The following is a 20,984-nucleotide window of genomic DNA, read 5'->3' on the forward strand; positions in this document are numbered from 1 at the left end:
TCCTCTTTTCTATATCGGGCCGACCGCAGATATCACTACTCCACCTACGATAAACAATACGCCTACTAACTGTCTTTTGGTCAGTTTTTCCTTTAGAAAAATATAACCTAATACAGCCACAAAAAAGTAATTTGTTGTTTCAAGCACCGGTCCCATCTTCAAAGCAACGCCCTTATATGCATAAATTGTAATAAACATAGATACTATAAGCATCAAGTATGCACTGATCACTTTTATATTCAGGTATTGTCGCCATATATTTTCATGTTGTTCTAACGCACTGCGTTTTAACAAAATCTGTGATAAGGATGCAATAAACACCGCACAAAGATATACCATTGTTGCTATCATTATATAATCACCTTTCCCCGCTATTTACCAGTCCAATGCCGATCATGATCAATACTGCCCCTATTATATTGCATAATGTTATCTTTTCCTGAAAAAATAACATTCCATAAAGGAAACCCCAAAATACAGTGACTGATTTATGAGCTATTGCTGTAGTAAGTGGCAAATATTTTAATATGTACTGCCATATAACCGCATATATTATCAAAAAAGCAAGGACTATCGCATAGCATATACAATATCGCACTGACATAAATTCACTTTGCGCCGCTTGTTTACTAAATATTCCACCCGCAGCGTATATCATAATAGCGATGTGCAATAACAAATATACTTTTTTCAAGTCTGCTCGTCCTTTCTATGATCTACTGCCTCTCTGGTAACATATTGCGGTGCTTTATTGATACATATATAGATTCTGCCAATGTACTCACCCAATATTCCTAACAACATCATGATCATTCCACCTACAAATAAAATAACTGTGATCGTCGATGAATATCCGAGCAGTATACTTGGATTTACTAACTTTCTTATAATCATGACAATTGCCAGTACAAAGCCTACAAACGCACTTATACCACCACAGAAAGTTGCAAAGCGCAATGGTTTAACAGAAAAGGCGGTAAATCCGTTCATCCATAACCCCAACAACTTAAAAAATGTATATCCTGATTTCCCCTGTTGACGTGGTCTATGTTTTACCGGAACGCTGACCATATTATGTGTTGTGCGGAGAAGCAGTCCCCCTACATAAGGATATGCAGATTCATATTTGCAAATTTCATCAATGACAAACCGCTTGCCAGCCCAAAAGCTAGACATGTACAAGTCTTTTGGTTTCTCTAATAACATCTCCGTCATTTTGACATTAATAAAACTTCCGAAATTTCTAATTTTTTTTTGCTGTGTATCCTCATATCGTCCAAATGCAACGTCTGCTCCACGTTCCAATTCTGCAATCAAGTCAAAAATCGACTCGATCGGCATCTGACCATCATCATCCAAACACACAACATATTCTCCCATCACCTTACAAAATCCAGCCATTAAAGCCGCATGCTGTCCAAAATTTTTAGCAAACAATACCGCAGCAATATTATCATTTTCTTCTGCCAACTGTTTGATAACATCTCCTGTTCCATCCCGGGATCCGTCATTAACAAGTATGATCTCATATTGATATTCCTCTTGCTTGCTAACTTCTCTAATAACCTCTCCAACCACATTTCGAATTGTCAATTCCGAATTGTAACATGGAATCACAAAACTTATACACTTATTCTTCATTTTGTCCCCTTTGTTTGTATGTATTGCCAACCATAAAACAACTTCATCCTTCTATTTTTACAAGGTTATCCATTGATGTGTAGTTGCTGATTCATGAACAGCTTCAAACAACTTCAACCCTTCTATGGAGCTATTTACATCCAGCAAATAATATGAGTTCATCTGTTTACCTGATTTATAGCAATCAAGCAATTCTGCCATATCCCAATAATAATTTGCATATGCTTCAATAAATCCTCCAGGATGTCCTACCTTAAAACGATTATAACGATCCTGCTGCCCTACCGCCAAATCATTACTTCGATCAAGGATCATATTATTTCCTAATTTATCATGCAATTTCAGAATTTCCGGTTCAGCCTGATACCATTCTGCACTTGCATCTGTTCCATACACTCGGATTCTAAGGCCGTTACGATTTCCTAAAGCCACCTTGCTATACCACATCTGAACAGCAATGTCATCTGTATAATTCGCCATACATAACACATCATCCACAATTTGAGGAAAAAAACCAAATGAATCTTCTCGTCCGACTACCTCTATCGGATGTTCTCCTGTTAAAAAAGCAATCATATTATGCAAATGTGTTCCCAAATCTAATGATATGGTAGGGATCTGATAATCCTTCATTCGCCATTCCTGCGGTTTTGGTTCTGTATGTTCTAATGTATATCTCGAAAACCCCTCCTGTGGCATCTCAATAATAATATTGGTGATTTTTCCCAGTTCTTTTGCCTGTATTTTTTCCCGAAGAACACGAACCATCGGGTAACCCGTATAATTGTAAGTTACACATAGGAATCCCCTCATCTCGTCAAGAACTTTTTGTACTTGTAACGCAGATTGTAAAGAGGTACTCAGAGATTTCTCGCAAATCACCGGATATCCTGCCTGTAAGCAGTCACAAACAATCTGCTCATGTGTATCTGTCGGCGTCAGAACTGCGATTACGTCCACTGCCTCTTTTTCCCGTTCCAACATCATTTTGTAGTCATCGTAGACATGCTCGGACAATACGCCAAAACTTTCTCCTGTCTCCTGATTGATCTCGGCATGACGACTAAATGCACCTGCAACCAGCTTGAATTTTCCATCCATCTGTGCGGCAATGTAGTGACTGCGTCCAATTGCAGAATTCACCCCACCTCCGATAAACGCTATATTATACATACCTTCTCCTCCTTGTATCACTCTAATCTATACCGAATCGTAAGCATTTGAGGCAATTTATCAATATAATCCATATATTGTTGTTTAGTTGCAAAGCATAAGAACACAATAGCTGCTTTATATTTCAAATATTCACTAATTGTTTCCCCTTTGTGAAATAAAGAAAGCTGATCCACAATAAATGGTCTTATCTCTGCTACATCTATCCCATCAACAACACCATCATGGTCTGCCATTACACAATGGCGCACATAATATTTAGATGGCTGATGGTACTCCGGTCTAGGCATTTTTAACCCTGCTTCTGCACCAACAATATATTTCGCATATTCCATCCCTGTAGCCTTACGTACAAGCTCCACATACAAATCCCCCGGTGTCCGTCTGCATATTTCTATAATTACCGGGACGTTTTCCTCTGTTAAAATCAATTGAATATGTAATATTCCATCACACAAATGTAGATCATGTGCTATTTTTTCACAATCATCTATCAATTGCTGTCTTGCTTCTGTAGGTATGTCTCCGGGAGTACTCGCACCAGAAACCAGATAAGGATTATGATAATATTGCTCATTATCTGCAAACGCAAATACTACCTGTTCATTTTGTAGGTAAGCAGAAAATCCGTGATTGGTTCCCATAATAAATTGTTCAACAATCACAAAAGATTCTCTCGTAATCGCTACCGCTTCGTCATATGCTGACTGTAACTCTTCCAATGTGTCACAGCGACGAATCCCTTTACCTCCTGTAAGATCTACTGGTTTCACAATAACCGGAAACACCATTTTCTCTGATATCTGCTGCAATTGCTCCTGTGATTCGCAACGATACGCATTGGGTGTAACTATATCCAGTTTTTTTGCCAATTGACGATATTGATCTTTGTGATGCAGTTTCAATGACGTTTGATACGCATCGTGTCCACCAAGTCCCAAGCGTTCACTGGCATACGCTGCAGATAATGCGGCAAAATCATTGCAGCCAGAACAAATTGCATCAACCTGCAATTGTTCTGCCAAGGAAGTAATCGCCTCCTTATCGCTAAAATCACACGGTGCATATTCATCTGCAAAAGAATGCCCTATTCCATTACGTTGATTACCGCTGGTTATCACATAATATCCCATTTCTTTTGCTGCCTTTATCAGCGGAATTTCGGCATGACTTCCACCTAGCAATAATAATTTCTTCATGCTTCCCCAACACCTTTCTTATCCTCGTTCTGCCCCAACTCCCAAACTTCTCACATACTGTTCTACCGCTGCATCCCATGCGAACTCAATACGTTTATCCATGGTGAATTCTGCATGCGTAATACCGGTGACGAATACCAATTCCTGCTTTTCATAGCGAAATTGCAGTTGCAACATCGGTTTTTCCTGCAAATACAGGTCATAAACACCACTGTTTTCCAACAATTTTTCTGCAAATTCTGCACTGGCTTTCAAAGAAATGCGCATCATCGTTGGCGTTCGATCCCCTTTTATATAAGTAAATATCGTTGGTTTGCACTCTTTCCATCGAACCCGGTCATCTGCAGGCGCTTCATCGTACCAATTCGGATTACGCCCACCCTGCATGGTCAATTTGGCAAAGGTGAGCACTTCTGCCTGCTCCAAATAACATTCATCAAAGGCATCACGGATCAATAAGTGCGCCATAGCTTTTTGTATTTCAGAAATTTTCAATAAAATCATAAAATCCTGCTTTCTGTGCATACTAATTGCACGACAAATTTTCTGCTGTTTGGATGCAGAGAGTTTGTCTTCCTATAGATTACAGCCGCGTGCACTTGCGCTGTCAGCATCGGCTGCCTACTTCAGACAGCGCAGATAAGGAGGCACGATCATGAAAAAAGATGCAAAAACCATGAAAGAAGTTGCAGAACATTGTACGCAGTATTGCCCTTGCGAAACAGGCAAATGCGGATGCTCTAACTCTACTGCAGAGAGCGTATCTTGCACTAACTGCACGCATTACACAGAGCCAAATGTCTGTGATCTTGATCTTTACTCAGAAATCATGAAAAATCACGATTTCTAATTTTATTTCTGATCTGCGTCTGCAGACACTCCCTCATGCGGATGCAGGGGCGCGGTTCTTCGCTCCTGTGTCTGCTTTTTTGCTTGCGACGGCTACCGGTCGCATATATCTGCTAGCGGCTGACAAATACAACAATAGAACGCGGTGGAACTACGGTTGCACGCTGCTTGCCCAGTTTTGTATTCTTGCTTCTCTTGGTCTGCTTAACGGCAGTCTGCGGCAACACGTGAAATGTTTCATCAAATGTCTCGATGGCAGCATGCCATTCTTTGCCTGCCGGCAGCGTTGGCAGATCAAAGGACTTTGTCTCCCAATACATATTAAAAATGATGTATATAGAATCATCGGAAGTTCCATCCGGTTTCTGTGCATAATCTCCGGCTAACAGCACACCTAATATGCGGCTGTAATTGGAAAAGTCCGGACGCCACGTTTGCACTCCATGTGCCGATATGCCGGGCAGACCACAGGATAACGTATCCTGCATACATAATGCTTTCGCTTGATGAAGCACCGGATGCTCTGTACGAAATGCGATCAACTGTTTCACATAGTTGCGGATCTGCTCCCCTGTCTTGGTTGGTTTCCAATTGAGCCAAGTTACCGCATCATCGTGACAATACGGATTATTATTGCCTTCCTGACTATTGCCAAATTCATCGCCTGCAAGGATCATCGGCGTTCCCTGACTAAATAACAGCATCAAAAGTGCGTTGCGGATCTGACGTTTCCGCTGCTCCAGTACAGCCTTTTTGCGGGTTTTTCCTTCCACGCCACAGTTCCAGCTATAATTGTACTCCGTTCCGTCGGCATTTCGTTCCCCGTTTGATTCGTTATGTTTGATATCATAGGACACCAGGTCCATCATCGTAAATCCGTTTACATGGGTCATAAAGTTAATAACGCCCACTTTATCCGGATGGCGGTAAAATCTTTTATAAAACGCTTCTGCCTGTCCCTCATCACTTTTCAGGAAACGTCGGGCATCGTTCATAAAGCCTTCGTTATATTCTGCCAGACAGTTATCCGCCTGATGAATACCGGCGCCGGATAACATTTCTTCATCCCAATAAGAAGAAAACAGCTTAACACCGGATAAAATAGGATCTGATGCTAATGTAAGCGATGGCATGACTTCTGTGTTGACCCGAAAACCATCCACATGGTAGTTTAATACCCAATGCCGTAAACAATCTGTCATTAAATTGAGATTGGTGCCGGGTGCAAAATAGAAGTCCAAAATAACTTCCATTCCGTTGCGATGAAGCTTTTTGATCGTTTCTTTGAATTCTTCATCTGCATTTTCTCCGCTGCTATAGGCTGCTTTTGGTGCAAAATAATACGTATCACTTACACCGTATCCCCAATAATTTACTTTATCACCCTGCTTTTCTTCAAAATCATATACCGGAAGCAAGAGTACGCCATTGATCCCAAGATCTTTCATATATGGTATCTTGTCCTGCAGACCTGCGAAAGTACCCGGCTTGCCCACGCCGGAGGAGGCATGTTTTGTAAATCCTCTTACATGTAATTGATATAAAACCAGCTCATGAAAGGGCTTGCGCAGAATGTAATCTCCTTCCCAGTCAAATTCTTTCAAACAGATACGACCTCTGACGGGCATTTTATCTGTACGATTCCAACGGTCACGACCGGATATTCCTGCCGCATAGGGATCCACAATATCTTCCCCGTCTGCTTCGTATACGTATTCGTACTTATCGGATAATTCTTCGGCTATATCAAAGGCACTTGTCGTATTTTTGGAACGCAGGTGTACGAAATATACGCTTCCCATGCGATATTCATCCGTAAGCGGTATCCGATACTGCTCTGTCTGATGTCCTTTACGAAATAGCTTTAGGTAACATTCTCTCTTGTCAGGCAAATATATGGCGAATTGCACACCATCTGCCACCTTTGTCACGCCAAGCGGCAGTGCATTGCCCGGCTGTATTGTAAATTGATTTTTTGTCATACTGTTACTCCAATCATTTTTGACCCTATGGTCTAGTCACTATTTCTATTTTACTACATTTTTAACATTGGTGTAAAGGTAATATGCAAGATGTGTACTTCATCGATCTAATTCAACTATTTGCAAGAATGCCATAAAATTTTTTATAAAAAAGGGCTTGCTTTTTTGAAAATATTATTATATAATAGCTGAGTGCTTGAGCGAAACATTTACATGAAACATTGTAAATGGCATGCTTTGAGACATATGATGGGCTATCGCCAAATGGTAAGGCACTGGACTCTGACTCCAGCATTTCAAGGTTCGAATCCTTGTAGCCCAGTTTTTTATTTTTAAACCTTAGATAGTTATCTAGGGTTTTATTTTTTTGTTTGCTTTTTATATATAATTTTTGCGACTCTGTCTTACATAGACAATCATAACAATAAAAAGATGCATTCGTTCATTTTGTACTATATATTCTGTTAGCTTCCTCTTCACTGATTGAAAATGTCTTCTGCAATTCTGATAATATCGTTTCTTTCGGTATCTTCATATTTCTCAACATGGTTACTGTCTGTCCTATAGTTTCTGCACGACCTTCCTCTCGGCTCTCTGCCTTCAGATCCTCAATTGCTTTGCACATATCCACTTTCCCCCTGTCTTGCCTAATTTCCAATCCTATCCCTGCAACTGTATTAATCACATTAGCTGCTGCAATCATTGCAACTTGTTTATCATACTGCAGTGCATCATATACCATGTTACGCACCGGCATTGCATAATGCACCTCCATCTGATTCTCAACCCCTAATATCACATAGTTTGCATAAGAGTCCTGCATCATTGCTGCAAATTTCAACAAATCGCGGTGTTTCTGCGCTGAATTAATGCCATCCGTTTTACGCTTGGAACGTTTATGCATTTGAGATCTTTTTATGCTAACGTCCACTTCTCTTGACAATTCCTGTCCTTTTATTGCCGCCGGCAATGTAACCAATTCCGTAACATCCTTCTCTGTAAGATTCTCCGGCTTTATTTTTTGTTCTCCATCATAAAGAAAAAAATTAAAGACATCCGCAAAAATTTCTGGGTTTCCTATGTATTCTTTAACGATTGTATCTTTAATAATATCCCCCCTATCCTTCTGTATCATCAAATGTTGCTTATCTGAGTTTTACTATAATACATTTTCTTAGATGTTTCAATATTTTATGTCATTTGTCACAATAAATATGGCATTTTTTAAAAAAAGCCACTTCTAAAGAGTTATATATTCAAAATCTGTGTAGCTTGTGATTAAGAAGGTGTTGAATATTCTAAAAAAAAGACTTGCTTTTTCGTTTCCAGTGTTATATAATAAACAAGTGCTTGAGCAAAAGGCTTACACAAAACATTGTAAGTTGTATACTTCAAGACATATGATGGGCTATCGCCAAATGGTAAGGCACTGGACTCTGACTCCAGCATTTCAAGGTTCGAATCCTTGTAGCCCAGTTTTTCTTTTTAAACCTTAGAGATGTATTTCTAAGGTTTATTTTTTTGCAGGAATAAACTATTAACCATCTATTCCATAACCAAAGCAGTATTTATTCAAACAAAACGCCCCATAGGATCCTACATAAACATGGAACTCCATGGGGCACACTAATTTCTTATATTTATACAATCTGGTTTATAGCTTCTGCTGTATATTAATCCTCTTCTTCTGCCTGTACAGACAAGATCTGACGTTTTCTTGCCATCTCATCATTTTCCAGATATTCATCGTATGTTGAAATCTTGTCGATCAATCCACCCGGTGTGATTTCCATAATACGATTTGCAATTGTCTGAATAAACTGATGATCCTGAGATGTAAAGAGAATTACTCCCGGGAATTTGATCAATCCATTATTCAATGCGGTGATCGATTCCATATCCAAATGCGCTGTCGGCTCATCAATGATCAAAACATTGGATGCCAAGATCATCATTTTGGACAGCATAACGCGAACACGCTCTCCACCGGATAATACATTAACCTTTTTGACACCATCTTCGCCTGGGAATAACATACGTCCGAGGAAACCACGTACATAGGTTGGATCCTTTTCCGGTGAAAATGGCATTAACCAGTCAACGATCGTCTCGTCCCCGGAGAACAACTCTGTATTGTCTTTTGGAAAATAAGACTGGCTTGTCGTAACACCCCACTTATAACTTCCCTCGTCCGGTTCCAACTCTCCTGCTAAGATCTGGAACAACGTAGTTGTGGCGATCGTGTTGCTTCCTACAAAAGCAACCTTATCTTCGCGGTTGATGATGAAAGAAATGTCATCTAAAACTTTAACACCATCAATAGTCTTAGACAAATGTTCTACGGTAAGTACTTCATTACCAATCTCTCGTTCCGGACGGAAATCAATATATGGATATTTTCTGCTGGATGGCTTCATGTCATCAAGCTCGATCTTTTCCAATGCCTTTTTACGAGAAGTTGCCTGCTTGGATTTGGAAGCGTTCGCACTGAATCGCTGAATAAATTCCTGCAACTCTTTGATCTTCTCTTCTTTCTTTTTGTTGGCTTCTTTCATCTGCTTGATCATCAACTGACTTGACTCATACCAAAAGTCATAGTTACCGGCATATAGCTGTATTTTCGCATAATCAATGTCCGCAATATGTGTGCAGACTTTATTTAAGAAATATCGGTCATGGGATACCACGATAACCGTATTGTCAAAATCGATCAGGAAGTCTTCCAGCCAACGGATCGCATCTAAGTCCAAGTGGTTGGTCGGCTCATCCAGCAATAAGATATCCGGGTTACCAAATAACGCCTGCGCAAGCAGGATCTTTACCTTGTCGCTGGCTGCGATCTCACTCATCTTTTTATAATGAAGTTCCGGTGCGATTCCAAGACCATTTAGCAAAGTCGCAGCATCTGATTCTGCTTCCCATCCATCCATTTCCGCAAATTCTGCTTCTAATTCACTGGCACGGATACCATCTTCTTCTGTGAAATCTTCTTTTGCATAAATCGCATCTTTTTCTTTCATGATGTCGTATAAGCGTTCGTTACCCATTATAACAGTATCAAGTGCAACAAACTCATCATACTGGAAATGATCCTGCTTCAAGAAAGAAAGTCGCTGACCAGGAGTAATAATGATGTCTCCTTTACTTGGTTCGATCTCTCCGGTAAGTATTTTTAAAAATGTAGATTTGCCGGCACCATTTGCACCAATCAATCCATAACAATTTCCTTCTGTAAATTTAATATTTACATCCTCAAACAGGGCTTTCTTGCCCAGACGCAATGTCACGTTACTTGCCTGTATCATAATTATCTCTTTCCTTTCTCAGTTCACATACTCTTAATATGCAACGCTTACTATTTTACAGGAACTATGTAAATTTGCAAGCCTTTTTCGGGAATTTAAGCCTTTTTCAGCCATTTGTACCGATCCTTAGCGATCCAACAGCCCTCGGATCTGTTTAATGATCCGCAATATAAGCTCGACTCTCTTAAATGGCGTGATCAGATAAAAGCCATCCACATATGGGGCAATTTCCTGTGCAACCTGAGCAGATATCTGCTCTGCCAGTTCCTCTCCCTGTGCCCGGTCTTTGTCCTGATACATTTCTATAATACGCGGATCGACATCAATTCCTGCCATTTCACTATTCATAAAGCAGGCATTCCGATAGCTGACTACCGGCATAATTCCGCCTAAGATCTTAACATCTAATTCCTCTCTGGCACGCTTGAGGTTATTTAATGCTCTTTCCGTAAGTATCGGCTGCGTAAATAATACATCGATTCCTTGGCTGATCTTACGCTTAGCATGGATGATCTGACTGTCAAAATTAACGGCATTTACATTTAATGCTCCACTGATCATAAACGGATTGTTCTGAAAAATCTGCTCATTCAGGGTACGAATATGGTTTGCAAGCACCGCTGAATTATAGCTAAACATTGTTTTTACCAAGCCTCGCTCTGCTGCCGGCACCGGATCTCCGGTCACGGTAAGTACGTTGTTAACACCCTCCACATTTAATCCCAGCAACAATGCCTTCGTTGCATTAATATTACGGTCACGACAGGTCATATGCGGAATTGCTGTCAGACCAAGTTCGCGCATAACTTTGCATGCCAATATACTACTGTCAATGCGTGCCTTTGCCACCGGGCAGTCGGCAATATCAATGGCGTCAACGCCTGCCTGCTGGTACTTGGCTGCTCCTTCCATGAAGAAATCGATCTCCGGCGTTACAGGAGGATCCAGTTCTACGACCAAAACCTTCTCGCCACATGCCAATTTTGCTGCAAAGGTATTGCGCAGATTGTCCTTTCCGGCATAGTTTTTCACTTCCTGTCCATCATTTGCGACAGGGATTGATTGTTCCGTTTGCCGGTTCTCCACAACAGAGTTGACGGACCGTCCCGAACCATCCGCACTATATGTTTTTCTTCCGGGGAGCGGCGACTGCTGCAACGTCTTAGCTATTTCCGAGATAAAGCTTGGATCGGTACCGCAACAGCCTCCTATGATAGACGCCCCCTGCTTTGCGATCTGGTACATCTCTTTTGCATAATAATAATGATGTGCCTCGTAATACGTTCTATTATCCAGTACGGCAGGATAACCGGCATTTGGCATGATCGAGATATATTTTGTATTCTGTTCTCTTGACAATTTATACATGAGATCCAGCAAATGCTTAGGACCGGAAATACAATTAAAGCCAAGTGCATCGATCGACGATACATTCATCATCTTTTGATATAAACTACGCCCATAACATCCACTTCGGGTTAAGCCCTCCGGTGATACTGCAAATGAGACAATAATAAATGCTTCCGGCTGCTTTTGCTTAATATACTCGGTAATTTCGTCCAATCCTTCTATGTTGTCTAATGTCTCAAACAAAAAATGACGCACACCCTGCTCCAAAAAGCAGTCCACCGGAAGGCGATAACGTTCTGCCGCATCATTCTCATCGCCGATCAAAACAGGACCAATATCACCAAATAATATCTGCTCTCCTGCAGATTCCTCGATTGCCTCCCGTGCAATCTGCGTGCCGGCTGCTATAACCTTTCCAACCTCTTCTGCCGTAAAATGATCTCCTGCATTGGCCGCAAATGTGTTTGTTTTGATCGCCACTGCTCCGGCATCAATATACTCTTTGTGTATCTGTTTAATACGCTCCGGATAGCGAAGATTCCATTTTTCGCAGGATTCCCCACCAAATTGTATATATTTATCTGCAAGGTAAGTTCCCATTGCACCGTCAAACAGCAATGGCTGCTTACTAAGATAGTCTCGAATATTTCCCTGGTAAAGCATTATTTTCCTCCATATGCGCTATGTTATATGTGTTCTCTGATTTTCTGAATGACAAAAAAGATCGCAAACGCACATAAATTAACTAATACAACGCTTGCTCCTGCCGGCGTTGAAAATTGATAGGATACGATCATTCCGATGCAAAAACAGATTACGGCCAAAATACCGGAAGAGATCACCACACTCTTAAAACTTTTCCATATACGCATAGATGTGAGTGCCGGAAAAATAACCAAACTCGATATCAGCATGGCTCCCATCATCTGCATTCCAAGAACGATCGTCACTGCCGTCAAAATTGCGATCATTGTATTGTAAAATGATACCTTTACCCCCGTTGCTCTGGCAAAGCTTTCATCAAAAGTGACCGTAAAGATACTGTGATAACAAAAGATAAATAACAACAATACGATCACAGACAAACCAACGCTTAAATATACGTCTGCGGATGTCATCGCCAAAATGCTGCCAAACATGTAACTGCACACATCCGTAGTCATTCCTGTCGTAAGGCTTGTTACCGATACACCGATCGCTAACGCCGAAGCTGACATGGCAGCGATGGCTGCATCCGACTTCATTAGTCCATTCTCTGTCATACGCAACAGGAAAAAGGCCGCTACGATCACTACCGGTATTGAAAGTGCAAGCGGTGCGATGCCACATGCGATCGCAATTGACAATGCCCCGTAAGACACATGGGATAATCCATCCCCGATCATGGAATACTGTTTTAATACTAAGCTTACCCCTAACAGGGCGGCACATAGCGATACCAATATTCCGACAATAAATGCTCTCACTATAAATGGATAGGAAAACATCTGCATTAACATTTCCATGTATGATTCCTCCTATATTTACCGCATTGTATGCCATACCCCGGCATACTCTGTCTCTAAATACTTCGCAACGTTGCCATAAAAATAGTCTCCTTCACGAATATGCAAAATATAATCTGCACACTCGACCGCCTTGTGTACATCGTGTGTCACCATAATGATGGCAACGCCTTCTTGATGAAGTTTGTCAAGATTTGCATACAATGACGCTGCCGCAGCCATATCAAGACCGGTAACCGGCTCATCTAATACTAACAGTCTCTCCGTTGCGCACAGCGCACGGGCTAACAGTACTCTCTGCTGCTGTCCACCGGAAAGTTCCCCATAGCATTTCCCCTTTAGATTGGTAATTTCCAAACGCTCCAGGTTACGAAGTGCTTCTTTCTTTTGTGTGCGCCGATACCAAGGCTTGCCATGCATCTGATTTTGGAAACCGGACAGCACAACTTCCATCACGCTGGCCGGGAAGTGCTTCTGTGCCTGTGTCTGCTGTGGCAGATAACCGATTGCTCCGCCGTGAAGAGAAGGTGCCAACTCCACTTTGCCACTGACCGGCTTCAACAAACCAAGTAAAGTTCGGATCAATGTGCTTTTACCGGATCCGTTCTCACCAACAACGCATATATATTCTCCACGATGTACGCTGAAGTCCAAATGTTCTATAATTGCTCGATTCTCATAACCAAGTCCTGCATCTACACAGGAAACCAAGCAATCTTCTTTTTTTTGCCCCATAGTTTACCTCTTTTCTAATCTAAGTCGCAATATCATTAAAAGTTATTATATCATACATCAATTAGCCTTTTTATTAAACTCGCAAATCCGCTCCTTCAGAGCTTATTCGCTTGTTACACAAGCTTATTTGCTCGTTAATGAGCCCAGAAAAACAAATGTCTGCTTCGCAGCCGCTTGTTTTTCTCTGAGGCTCATTATATCACAAATTCGCAACGCAAGGGAGAGTCATTATATCATCAAACCTCCTTAAAAATCCACAGATATCTTGACATTTCCTACATTCCTCGGTAGAATATTGCTTGTTATACTATAATGATCCTTAGCGATTTTGTCAAAGCCCTTAAGGATACATTTTATCATTAAGCTGCACGGTTACTTTGCAGCCCCATTAATTAGGATTGGAGTTGATTTTTTTTGGATTCAAGCGACGCCCGGCAGATAGTTATTTTACTTATTCTGCTCGCACTCTCTGCTTTCTTTTCATCTGCAGAGACTTGCTTAACAACAGTAAACAAAATGCGTATCAAATCATTGGCAGACGATAAAAACAAGAATGCCTCTCTGGTACTCAAACTGATCGAAGAAAAGACGCAAATGCTTAGTGCCATATTAATAGGTAATAACGTTGTTAACTTATCTGCTTCTTCTCTGACAACAACCTTCGCAATGAAACTTGCAAAAAGTTCAGGTATGAGTGACAGTGTAAGCGCGATCACCGGTATTGCAACAGGAATTATTACTATTTTGGTCTTAATATTTGGAGAAATCATTCCAAAGTCTCTCGCAACAATGAATGCGGAACGTTTATCTCTGATCTATGCCAAACCGATTTATGGACTAACGAACATACTTCGGCCGATTTCTTTTTTAATGAATCAATTGAGCAACGGACTAATGCATCTGCTCCATGTAAAGTCGAATCACTCTCCTGCGATTACAGAGGGCGAGCTTCGTACGATCTTGGATGTCAGCCACGAAGAGGGTGTTATTGAAAGCGAAGAGCGTCAGATGATCACAAACGTGGTTGATTTCGGTGATTCGATGGCTAAGGACGTCATGGTTCCTAAAATGGATGTTGGATTCGTCAGTGCGGATATTTCTTATCAGGAATTGTTCGAGGTATATAAGGAACTTCGCCATACAAGAATGCCTGTATATAGTGAAAGCCGTGATAATGTGATCGGTATCATTAATGTTAAAGACCTGTTCTTCTATGAAGATGCCCGCGATAAATTTGATGTTACAACTATTATGCGTGAACCTTACTTCACCTACGAATATAAGAAAATTTCCGAACTCTTTTTTGAGATGAAGAAGGAGTCTATTCCATTGGCTGTTGTGTTAGATGAATACGGCGCAACTGCCGGCATTTTAACACTGGAAGATCTCATAGAAGAAATTGTAGGTGAGATCCGTGATGAATATGACACAAACGAAGAGGATGAGATCACCAAGATTGATGACGAAAATTTCATCTTACTTGGTATCGCAAAATTAGATGATATTAATGATGAGCTTGGCATTGATCTGGAATCAGAGGATTATGACTCGATTGCCGGACATATCATTAATCTGTTGGATCATTTCCCGAAAGCCGGGGAAACTGTACAGGATGAATACGCTGAATACCGGGTACTCGAGGCAACCAACAATCGTATTGATAAAGTAAAAGTTCATCTACTTCCTCAGAAAGATACGACAGCAGATTTGGATGAGGAAGAAGGGGTCTAACGCACCTACATCACTCGGTGCGCAAGCCCCTTTTCGATCACGTCACTACGAGGATCAGACACACACCGCTCAAATTGGCAGTCTTGAATCAATCCCGCTGTTGCGCCATACATCCAGACTGCTGCACCGCGAGTGTCACGACACCCGACAAACTTACAACGTATCACTTTACCACCCTGCATATATAATGCTCCACCTTGACAGTAACTAAACGTGCTGTCAAGGATCTCGGAGGCATATGCGTTATAAACCGCTCTCCCGCCTTTCGTATTGGCAAAAAAGCACTGTGCGATCTTTACTCTTGTTCCTGTCGCCCGGAGTATTCCCACCCGGTTACGTCCATCAAACAAACAATGCTGCAATACCGCGAAAGCAGCATGGTCCAAACGGATCAGATCACCTTGTTCACATTGTCCACAGATCATTTTCACATTATGCATCTCAAGACTTCCATAGCAGACTATTGGCTGATTCATATATATAACGCTATCGCTTATCGTAAGTTTTGCTCCCGTTGCCACCTCTAATGAACAATCAAGTATCGCTGTACATTGTGAAATTTTACGTTCCTTCTGTACTCGAATTCCTTTTTTATCAATGCATCCGCCTACCCGCCAATGTCTTACAAATGGCATATCTTTCGGCACACACTCATGATAAGTACAATGTGTTACATCGATATCACAGGACAAATAAATCGCTGCACCACGCTCTGCTTCACACTGTTCAAATACATTATCACAGACCACACCCTGCCCTCCTCGAAGCATTAATGCTCCACCGAATTCTGCAGAATAACAGTCGCGAAAATGACAGCGGATCACATGGATGCGCTCTCCCCAAAAACGAATTGCAGCTCCTTTGGTTGTACGCACGATCGTGCTGTCTGCCACCGATACCACTCCATCTTCCGCTCTAAGAAACATTCCATAATAGGCACAATCAATCACACTGTTCTCAATCAAAACACGACTTCCGCACTGATGCACATTAATTCCGGCACGATGAGAATTACTAGTACGTACAAGCCGGCTATTACTGATATGCAATTCTCCACCTCGCAGTGCTATATTGCCAGCCATGGATACAACGGCCTGATCGATCAGCAACGTCATTCCTTCATACAAAACAATGTCCGTCGGAAGAATGTAATTTCCCGTGATCCGAATCCGTTTGTACTGTTGCAGCTGCGCCTGCAGCTTTGTACCATCCATCGCATCTCCCAGAGGACTCATCTCTTTATTATATTGCTCAAAACGGGTTAATACATCTTGAATCATTGACGCCCCTCCTTATAATTCTGAAAAAATGCTTCCTGTACATTTTGATCGGAAATTACTTCGCATCCCGATATAGTCTGTTCACATCTGTAATTTTGAAAATATACTGCTGCACCCAGATATTTTGCATGGCATTCCACAAACTGGCACTGTCGGATCCGTACACTACCGAAGGTTTCTGAGTAAATTGCCCCTCCATAGTCTCTCGTACCGTTGACGAATCGACAATTGTGTATATACACTTTCGCCGGATCTTCGAATACCAACAGTCCTTCTAAGCCATTCTGCAGTCCGGTATTCTGAAACTCTGCATACTCTCCGGCAAAATGCACCAGTGGCACCCGAGCACTTCGGCATAGCCTGCTGTCTTTAACGAGCAAACTCCCCTTTTGCTGATAGATAGCACCACACAGCGACTGACAGTCTAATACTGTCGCTGTCAACATGATCGAAGATCCGGCAGTCATTGTTATGAAATATTTCTGTGAACAGTTCTCAACGCATATCTCACAATTTTGAAAATGTACTCTTCCACCTTGAACACGTATTGCTCCATCCATAGTAATCTCTGCTTCTTCACACCAAAGCGTTGCACCGGTTTCCACCAAAATATCCCCATCTATGATCTGCTTTCCATGAAGATAAATCGTCTCTCCTGTATGTACCGTAAACCCTTTCCGCGTCTGTTTCCACAAAAAATCCGGATAGATATAACGCATTACTGCAAAAGGCATACAGCCTCCAAGCTGTTCATATCGTTCGTACTGCTCGGCTGCTAAGGTTTGATCCTGTTTCGCCGCAGCCTCCCCAAAAGCACATATAAATGCACGTTCTCTCTTGCTGATCTGAAACATAATAGCGTACTGATCAAAAATTGCCTGACAGTAATCCACAGACCAAACCGCCATAAGACACATCTTGTATATATCCAACAAGAAGCAACACTGGTCTACACGGTCACATACCGTTTGGCGCACCAGCTCCAAATGTCGTTCCAGATCATTATTAATATCCGTAATGATCTGTGCGTATTGATCCTGATCCGGCAGTAATTGCCGCAGCAACCGTTCATAATATGGCTGTAACTCCATAATCGCACGCATATTGCCCATCGCCAGCACACCTAGCCCAAAACAATACCGGTATCGATATGCAGCACTTCGTTCCCGCATCGGGTGTGACACCAATGATCCTTTATTTTCTTCCCTTTTCATGGTTTCCTCCTCCCCGAAATCGCATTAGTTCTATATTATTTATCGAACAAAATCCGTCATTTGCCCATGTGCTGCGACAAAAAAGTCATCAATTCTGTATCATTTATCATCGCGAGAGTCCTGACAACTTTCTATTCGCTGATGAAGCAATTCTACAGCCCGATCAACTTGTCTCATAAAAAAAGCATTCTCCTTATTCTGTTTTTCATCAATATTACGATTCAAAAATTGCAGTACTCTACCATACGTAACCGCCTCTTCTAACTCTAAATTATAAGGGATCACGCCAATATTTTGTCTTGGGATATGAAAACGATAACATATTCTACGCAAATTCCAAGTATGATTAGGCTGATATTTACCAATCAAAAAGAACGCTTTATTGCGTATTATTGGATGATTTTCAAAAAATTCCGTCAACATCTTTGTATCCTGTCGTAGATTGACTACTATTAAGTCTGCATCGGAAAGTATACTGGTTGTACTAAGATTTCTGTTGGATTCAGTATCCACAAATAATAGATCTGCTGCCTCTTCCAGACATTGAAACAAAGTCTCTCTGACTAATTCAAATTCATAATTGAATACATCTCGATTTACAATGAAACTCTGTGGCAAATAGAATAAATTTTGAAACAATAAAGGAATCGCTGTGTGCTGTATCATATTCGCATCATTCTTTCCGGAATACAGTTCTTTCAAAAGATGTTCCAACCCGTATTTGTTATAATATTGACCCTGCTCACGCAAACATTCGATCCTCTCTGACGGGAGCATCAGGTCACCGATATTTCTAAGACTGTAATGATTCTCTAGGAGCATGCATTTCTTTTCACTATGAACTGCTGTCATAGCTGCCATACACGCAAGATTCGTCGTGACACACGCCCCCTCTCTCGTATGGCTCCAAAATGCAATCTTCAATTGAACTCCAAACCTCCTTCCCTATTATGAGCGACCTGCCAGACAACGTAAGTTGCTTCCGGGCTGGTCAAAATACTAATTCTTTGTCGTTCAACTTGGGAGTAAGGTTACTATATCTGTTTTACCCGAAAACGTAAAGACTTTTTTTCTGTTTTTTTCACTTTCCATACATTGCACAAAATAAAAACAAAAATTTGTTAATAAATTCAAAAAACACCCGGTTCTTTCGGGTGTTTTTGTCAATATGCCACTTTCATTCTGTATCACCATTTGGCAGAGCTTGTGCAATGGTGTGATCCGACCATCCAACATACATTTGATGAACACGCTGCCCCATTTGTTTGCCGTGTGCCGAAAAGCGATAAACCCAATGGATCGCATCTAGGATGTCCTGTTCCACAAGAGATCCTCGACAGGCAAACCGGCTGCAGCATATGACACGCAGCAGCAACAGTTCACCCAGCACCTGATGAATACGTTCTGTGTTCATCTCTTGTGGATACTCCAAATACCGGGATAAAATCCGATAGCGCATATAATTGTCATAATACTGCTTCCACCATTGCCCCGTATTTGCCACAAATCGACGTATCAAATCACAAGCCGCTTCGTCATTTTCCCGCTCATAAAAATCAAAACTATCCTCTAAATATCGGCATTCCGGAAACGCCAGTATAATGTCCAAACATTCCATAGACACATTTACAAACGAATCAAAATCCGGATCCTCGTGTGGATATGCCGCACTTAACAATTGCAGGGCACTTTTTCCCTCTTTCCATACAGAAAGATCATCTAAACAGATCCTCTCTCCCTGCAGAGTGTTCCACTCTACCGGATCATGTAGCAGATATCTGCTTACTGCAGGGCAGGAAGCAGCAAGCGAGATCCACACATCGCCATTAATTACTGCTGTTAAACGTGGAAATTTACGACAGGTATTGCATAACATCTCCTCAGAGGTATTCCGTTGTATCCTGCACAATCCATCCTCGTCTAGCATCGCGCAGCGACCTCCTGCAAGATTTTCAAAGCAATAAACGCCCTCTTTTTTATGGATATGTGAGAGTATGTCCTCTCGGAGCCATTCCGGCTCTATCTTCTGAAACCGCTCATACGCCTCCGGATCCACGACAATTTTCCAGCCGGCGCAGCAAGTTGCCTCACAACGATCTGCTAAGCAGGAAAATTCCCGATAATACTTAAGTACTACGCCATCCATTAGAATGTCAACTCTGACTTATCATGCAACAGCTTAGCACCTTTGGCGATCAGTACGACACCGGCGGCAATCGCACCAACGATCAACAAAATGCCTAATACAATATTACTAGCCCCAACAGATTTCATTGTTTTATATACTTTTTCGACCATACATGACCTCCATGTTTACAATAATCACTCAATTAGTGTACACCGTACTCCGCATAGTATGCGTCAATAGCAGCCTTCAAGTTATCATCGATCAATACTCTGCCCTGGCACTCCTTGTTGTAAAGACATTCCACAACGTCCTCCATTGTAACGATCGCATTTGCACCAAAGCCATATTTCTGCTGAATCTCATCCAGTGCGCTGGCATTCGAAGTGAGTCCGCGCTCCATTCGGTTTAACGATACCATCAGACCAATGATCTCAACATCGCCCTGTGCTTTAATGATCGGGAATGTTTCCTCAATGGATTTACCGGAAGTGGTCACATCTTCAATAATAACCACTTTATCACCATCTTTGATCTTGCTTCCCAATAAAATACCGGTATCACCGTGGTCCTTCACCTCTTTGCGGTTTGAGCAGTAACGGATTTCTTTGCCATATAACTCGCTGAATGCTATAGTTGTTGCCACACTAAGGGGAATTCCCTTATAGGCCGGTCCAAACAACACATCGAAGTCATCCCCGTAATGCTCATGAATTGCCTTCGCATAATACTCTCCCAGCTTTTTAAGCTGCGCACCGGTTACATAAGCTCCCGCATTCATAAAAAACGGAGATTTACGACCACTTTTTAATGTAAATTCCCCAAATTTCAATACATCGCTTGCAACCATAAACTCAATAAATTCTTTTTTGTATGCTTCCATCTTAACGATAAT

20 protein-coding genes and 2 tRNA genes are annotated in these 20,984 nt (G+C 41.5%); 4 read left to right on the forward strand and 18 right to left on the reverse strand.

The window, feature by feature from the left end; translation table 11 throughout:
- Nucleotides 1–9: 9 nt before the first annotated feature.
- From ACSAJE_RS04170 to ACSAJE_RS04195, 6 genes are read right to left on the reverse strand one after another with little or no spacing between them, the layout of a single operon-like run.
- Complete coding sequence (locus ACSAJE_RS04170; protein WP_458009755.1) at nt 10–351, reverse strand: EamA family transporter; 342 nt, start codon at nt 349–351, stop codon at nt 10–12.
- Nucleotides 352–358: 7 nt separating this feature from the next.
- Nucleotides 359–694 (reverse strand): EamA family transporter, encoded by a 336-nt coding sequence (locus ACSAJE_RS04175; RefSeq protein ID WP_458009756.1) that lies wholly within the window; start codon nt 692–694, stop codon nt 359–361.
- A complete protein-coding gene (locus ACSAJE_RS04180) occupies nt 691–1,641 on the reverse strand; it encodes a glycosyltransferase family 2 protein (protein ID WP_458009757.1) in 951 nt (316 codons plus the stop codon). Before ACSAJE_RS04180 ends, ACSAJE_RS04175 begins: the two co-directional genes overlap by 4 nt.
- Before the next feature lie 57 nt (nt 1,642–1,698).
- Nucleotides 1,699–2,814 carry a Gfo/Idh/MocA family oxidoreductase gene (locus tag ACSAJE_RS04185; RefSeq protein WP_458009758.1) on the reverse strand — a complete coding sequence of 372 codons (1,116 nt, stop codon included), beginning with the start codon at nt 2,812–2,814 and terminating at the stop codon, nt 1,699–1,701.
- Nucleotides 2,815–2,831: 17 nt separating this feature from the next.
- Entirely contained in the window at nt 2,832–4,013 is a 1,182-nt protein-coding gene (locus tag ACSAJE_RS04190) for an ATP-grasp domain-containing protein (RefSeq protein ID WP_458009759.1), read from the reverse strand.
- Nucleotides 4,014–4,031: 18 nt separating this feature from the next.
- Nucleotides 4,032–4,517: a DUF5721 family protein gene (locus ACSAJE_RS04195; RefSeq protein WP_118506793.1), complete on the reverse strand. Its 486-nt coding sequence runs from the start codon at nt 4,515–4,517 to the stop codon at nt 4,032–4,034.
- A gap of 151 nt (nt 4,518–4,668) precedes the next feature.
- Here ACSAJE_RS04195 and ACSAJE_RS04200 point away from each other — a divergent pair, with 151 nt between their 5' ends.
- A complete protein-coding gene (locus tag ACSAJE_RS04200; RefSeq protein ID WP_118690895.1) occupies nt 4,669–4,863 on the forward strand; it encodes a hypothetical protein in 195 nt (64 codons plus the stop codon).
- Between the two features lie 112 nt (nt 4,864–4,975).
- On the opposite strand, the gene ACSAJE_RS04205 is transcribed toward ACSAJE_RS04200, so the two are convergent.
- Nucleotides 4,976–6,844: an alpha-amylase family glycosyl hydrolase gene (locus tag ACSAJE_RS04205; RefSeq protein ID WP_458009760.1), complete on the reverse strand. Its 1,869-nt coding sequence runs from the start codon at nt 6,842–6,844 to the stop codon at nt 4,976–4,978.
- Between the two features lie 250 nt (nt 6,845–7,094).
- On the opposite strand from ACSAJE_RS04205, the gene ACSAJE_RS04210 reads away from it, so the two are divergent.
- A tRNA-Gln gene (locus ACSAJE_RS04210) sits at nt 7,095–7,166 on the forward strand.
- Between the two features lie 120 nt (nt 7,167–7,286).
- Here the strand turns inward: ACSAJE_RS04210 and ACSAJE_RS04215 are convergent.
- On the reverse strand, nt 7,287–7,979 hold the full coding sequence (locus tag ACSAJE_RS04215; RefSeq protein WP_458009761.1) for a hypothetical protein: 693 nt from the start codon (nt 7,977–7,979) through the stop codon (nt 7,287–7,289).
- A gap of 269 nt (nt 7,980–8,248) precedes the next feature.
- Between ACSAJE_RS04215 and ACSAJE_RS04220 the strand changes: the two genes are divergently transcribed.
- Nucleotides 8,249–8,320: transfer RNA gene (locus ACSAJE_RS04220), tRNA-Gln, on the forward strand.
- Nucleotides 8,321–8,517: 197 nt separating this feature from the next.
- Here ACSAJE_RS04220 and ACSAJE_RS04225 read toward each other — a convergent pair.
- The 4 genes from ACSAJE_RS04225 to ACSAJE_RS04240 form a co-directional block, all read right to left on the reverse strand.
- Nucleotides 8,518–10,149 carry an ABC-F family ATP-binding cassette domain-containing protein gene (locus ACSAJE_RS04225; protein ID WP_022025300.1) on the reverse strand — a complete coding sequence of 544 codons (1,632 nt, stop codon included), beginning with the start codon at nt 10,147–10,149 and terminating at the stop codon, nt 8,518–8,520.
- A 126-nt stretch (nt 10,150–10,275) separates the two neighbouring features.
- Entirely contained in the window at nt 10,276–12,162 is a 1,887-nt protein-coding gene (locus tag ACSAJE_RS04230) for a bifunctional homocysteine S-methyltransferase/methylenetetrahydrofolate reductase (RefSeq protein WP_458009762.1), read from the reverse strand.
- Nucleotides 12,163–12,185: 23 nt separating this feature from the next.
- The gene (locus tag ACSAJE_RS04235) at nt 12,186–13,004 is read right to left on the reverse strand and encodes a metal ABC transporter permease (RefSeq protein ID WP_118690891.1); all 819 of its coding nucleotides are present in this window, start codon (nt 13,002–13,004) and stop codon (nt 12,186–12,188) included.
- 18 nt (nt 13,005–13,022) lie between these two features.
- Nucleotides 13,023–13,739: a metal ABC transporter ATP-binding protein gene (locus tag ACSAJE_RS04240; protein ID WP_458009763.1), complete on the reverse strand. Its 717-nt coding sequence runs from the start codon at nt 13,737–13,739 to the stop codon at nt 13,023–13,025.
- A gap of 414 nt (nt 13,740–14,153) precedes the next feature.
- Here ACSAJE_RS04240 and ACSAJE_RS04245 point away from each other — a divergent pair, with 414 nt between their 5' ends.
- A complete protein-coding gene (locus ACSAJE_RS04245; protein ID WP_118690890.1) occupies nt 14,154–15,470 on the forward strand; it encodes a hemolysin family protein in 1,317 nt (438 codons plus the stop codon).
- Between the two features lie 5 nt (nt 15,471–15,475).
- On the opposite strand, the gene ACSAJE_RS04250 is transcribed toward ACSAJE_RS04245, so the two are convergent.
- The 6 genes from ACSAJE_RS04250 to pyrE form a co-directional block, all read right to left on the reverse strand.
- Nucleotides 15,476–16,750, reverse strand: a complete 1,275-nt coding sequence (locus ACSAJE_RS04250) for a right-handed parallel beta-helix repeat-containing protein (protein WP_458009764.1) — start codon at nt 16,748–16,750, stop codon at nt 15,476–15,478.
- A complete protein-coding gene (locus tag ACSAJE_RS04255) occupies nt 16,747–17,964 on the reverse strand; it encodes a hypothetical protein (protein ID WP_458009765.1) in 1,218 nt (405 codons plus the stop codon). The genes ACSAJE_RS04250 and ACSAJE_RS04255 overlap by 4 nt, the downstream gene beginning before the upstream one ends.
- Nucleotides 17,965–18,063: 99 nt before the next feature.
- Nucleotides 18,064–18,888 (reverse strand): hypothetical protein, encoded by an 825-nt coding sequence (locus ACSAJE_RS04260; RefSeq protein WP_118506785.1) that lies wholly within the window; start codon nt 18,886–18,888, stop codon nt 18,064–18,066.
- A gap of 253 nt (nt 18,889–19,141) precedes the next feature.
- Nucleotides 19,142–20,110: a flagellin lysine-N-methylase gene (gene fliB, locus ACSAJE_RS04265; RefSeq protein WP_458009766.1), complete on the reverse strand. Its 969-nt coding sequence runs from the start codon at nt 20,108–20,110 to the stop codon at nt 19,142–19,144.
- A complete protein-coding gene (locus ACSAJE_RS04270) occupies nt 20,110–20,262 on the reverse strand; it encodes a hypothetical protein (RefSeq protein WP_022025291.1) in 153 nt (50 codons plus the stop codon). Before ACSAJE_RS04270 ends, fliB begins: the two co-directional genes overlap by 1 nt.
- Nucleotides 20,263–20,294: 32 nt before the next feature.
- A complete protein-coding gene (gene pyrE / locus ACSAJE_RS04275) occupies nt 20,295–20,972 on the reverse strand; it encodes an orotate phosphoribosyltransferase (protein ID WP_022025290.1) in 678 nt (225 codons plus the stop codon).
- Between the last annotated feature and the right edge of the window lie 12 nt (nt 20,973–20,984).

The sequence above is a fragment of the Jutongia sp. SJQ-6 genome (assembly GCF_054161275.1).

Excerpts from the sequence above, each read along its gene's own strand:
- ACSAJE_RS04170 (WP_458009755.1), bottom strand. The coding sequence starts at position 351 with ATGATAGCAACAATGGTATATCTTTGTGCGGTGTTTATTGCATCCTTA.
- ACSAJE_RS04180 (WP_458009757.1), bottom strand. The coding sequence starts at position 1,641 with ATGAAGAATAAGTGTATAAGTTTTGTGATTCCATGTTACAATTCGGAA.
- ACSAJE_RS04185 (WP_458009758.1), bottom strand. The coding sequence starts at position 2,814 with ATGTATAATATAGCGTTTATCGGAGGTGGGGTGAATTCTGCAATTGGA.
- ACSAJE_RS04190 (WP_458009759.1), bottom strand. The coding sequence starts at position 4,013 with ATGAAGAAATTATTATTGCTAGGTGGAAGTCATGCCGAAATTCCGCTG.
- ACSAJE_RS04195 (WP_118506793.1), bottom strand. The coding sequence starts at position 4,517 with ATGATTTTATTGAAAATTTCTGAAATACAAAAAGCTATGGCGCACTTA.
- ACSAJE_RS04200 (WP_118690895.1), top strand. The coding sequence starts at position 4,669 with ATGAAAAAAGATGCAAAAACCATGAAAGAAGTTGCAGAACATTGTACG.
- ACSAJE_RS04205 (WP_458009760.1), bottom strand. The coding sequence starts at position 6,844 with ATGACAAAAAATCAATTTACAATACAGCCGGGCAATGCACTGCCGCTT.
- ACSAJE_RS04215 (WP_458009761.1), bottom strand. The coding sequence starts at position 7,979 with ATGATACAGAAGGATAGGGGGGATATTATTAAAGATACAATCGTTAAA.
- ACSAJE_RS04225 (WP_022025300.1), bottom strand. The coding sequence starts at position 10,149 with ATGATACAGGCAAGTAACGTGACATTGCGTCTGGGCAAGAAAGCCCTG.
- ACSAJE_RS04230 (WP_458009762.1), bottom strand. The coding sequence starts at position 12,162 with ATGCTTTACCAGGGAAATATTCGAGACTATCTTAGTAAGCAGCCATTG.
- ACSAJE_RS04235 (WP_118690891.1), bottom strand. The coding sequence starts at position 13,004 with ATGGAAATGTTAATGCAGATGTTTTCCTATCCATTTATAGTGAGAGCA.
- ACSAJE_RS04240 (WP_458009763.1), bottom strand. The coding sequence starts at position 13,739 with ATGGGGCAAAAAAAAGAAGATTGCTTGGTTTCCTGTGTAGATGCAGGA.
- ACSAJE_RS04250 (WP_458009764.1), bottom strand. The coding sequence starts at position 16,750 with ATGATTCAAGATGTATTAACCCGTTTTGAGCAATATAATAAAGAGATG.
- ACSAJE_RS04255 (WP_458009765.1), bottom strand. The coding sequence starts at position 17,964 with ATGAAAAGGGAAGAAAATAAAGGATCATTGGTGTCACACCCGATGCGG.
- fliB (WP_458009766.1), bottom strand. The coding sequence starts at position 20,110 with ATGGATGGCGTAGTACTTAAGTATTATCGGGAATTTTCCTGCTTAGCA.
- ACSAJE_RS04270 (WP_022025291.1), bottom strand. The coding sequence starts at position 20,262 with ATGGTCGAAAAAGTATATAAAACAATGAAATCTGTTGGGGCTAGTAAT.
- pyrE (WP_022025290.1), bottom strand. The coding sequence starts at position 20,972 with ATGGAAGCATACAAAAAAGAATTTATTGAGTTTATGGTTGCAAGCGAT.